We start from the raw sequence: 1633 nt of genomic DNA on the forward strand, positions 1-1633 counted from the left end.
CTCGTCGGCGGGCTCGGACTCGAGGTCCGCGCCGAATCCCTCGGCGAGGTCGAACGCTCCGGCCGGTTCGTCGGAGGTCATACCGAGTGATAGCAAATGTGACGATATAATTCTTGTGTCGCCGATTCATTTAGTCAATTGAGGAATCACCGTGCGTCGGGAGAGAAACGGGATCCACTCTCCGAACCGAACGTCGAGTCCGCCTCGGATCGGGGGAGTCGGCGCTGCGATCTCACTGACGACTAGTCGAAAGGGCTCGTCGACGTTGTGAGGTGACCCCTACCCGCGGACGCCTTCGAGACGGCGGTCGAGGCGGGGGCCGACGGGTTGGCCGTCGTCGTCGGGTACGTGGCGGGGCGGATCGTCGGCCGATTCGGCGACGCCTTCGAGGAGATCCCGAGTCACCTACGTCCACCCGAGCGAGCGGCTGGGGCTCGGGCATTCGGTGTTACTCCGACTAGTGAACTCCGATCGGGCGGTCGAACGCAAGTTCCGTCATCGATACTCCGAGATCGTTCGGTACGGGACGTAGTATCCCATCTCGTCGATCCACGTCGACAGCCACTCGTCAGCCGTCGACTCATCGATCTTCCCAGCCTCGATAGCGGCCAACAGGACGCCGACCGATCCGACGACGGTCACGCCTTGATCTCTCGCAAACGACCGGGCATCTCCGTCGTCGGTCAGGAGGCGACCATCGTGTGCGTCGGCGAGGGCGAACGCCTGTGCCTCACCAGGACCGAGGTGGCTACTGACGACCGCCTCCCTGTTCGCGACCGCGTCCGAGATCGCCGCGACCGGAATCTCGTCGTCGAGTACATCGAGTGCCGGTCGAAGATACGGATGAGCAGCGACGCCGGTTTCGAGCTCCTCGCGAACGACCGGAACGGCGCAGACTCCGGAGAGTCCCGTAACCACCCACAGCTGGTCGATATACGAAACGTTCGAGAGGACGGTCGTGTTCAGGACGTTCGGATTCGCCGGAACCCCGTCGCCTGTCATTTCGCCGGGGCGTCCTCGTCGTCCGAGTCGGTACCATCGAACTCGAGTTCGTCCGCCGCCTTGCTCTCGTAGGTTGCGTCGTCTTCGTCAACGAGTCCGACGCGGAGTTCGACGCCGTGCTCACGGAGGATATCACGCATGGTCCAGCGGTCGACGGCGGCGAGTCTCGCGGCGTCACCGAGCGTGATCCGCTCGCGTTCGTAGAGGGCGACCGCGGCCGCGATGCGTTCGTTCTCGTGGTCCTCGAAGTATTCGCGCACGAACTCCCGCAACGCGTCGCTCTTGCCCCCGAACACCCCGGCTTCGACGGCACCCTCGATCAGGAGGTCGAGGTCGTCCGGATACGAGCCAGTGATTCGTGCCATCGCGCTACCCGGTACTAGGGATTCATATTATTTATGAACTGCGTTAGCGCCCGGCAGGGATCGGATATCCGGTACACGTCCGACGATATCGCGGAGGCGATCGCCTCGGAGACGGGTGAAAGCACACGAGATCCACTCTCCGAACCGAACGTCGAGTCCGCCTCGGATCGGGGGAGTCGACGCTGCGGTCTCACCGACGACTAGTCGAAAGGGCTCGTCGACGCCGCGGGAAGTGAGCGAACGGTCGCGACGGTGACGGGCGTGAC

At 63.7% G+C, this 1633-nt stretch carries 3 protein-coding genes; all 3 read right to left on the minus strand.

Going from position 1 to position 1633, the window contains the following annotated elements; genetic code table 11:
* Positions 1–279: 279 nt before the first annotated feature.
* On the minus strand, positions 280–405 hold the full coding sequence (locus Q0925_RS02335; protein WP_299331497.1) for a hypothetical protein: 126 nt from the start codon (positions 403–405) through the stop codon (positions 280–282).
* Positions 406–495: 90 nt separating this feature from the next.
* Positions 496–1002 (minus strand): twitching motility protein PilT, encoded by a 507-nt coding sequence (locus Q0925_RS02340; RefSeq protein ID WP_299331500.1) that lies wholly within the window; start codon positions 1000–1002, stop codon positions 496–498.
* Positions 999–1367, minus strand: coding sequence for a UPF0175 family protein (locus Q0925_RS02345; RefSeq protein ID WP_299331503.1), 369 nt, complete (start codon positions 1365–1367; stop codon positions 999–1001). Before Q0925_RS02345 ends, Q0925_RS02340 begins: the two co-directional genes overlap by 4 nt.
* Between the last annotated feature and the right edge of the window lie 266 nt (positions 1368–1633).

It is taken from the genome of Haloplanus sp. (assembly GCF_028275055.1).
Taxonomy (GTDB): domain Archaea; phylum Halobacteriota; class Halobacteria; order Halobacteriales; family Haloferacaceae; genus Haloplanus.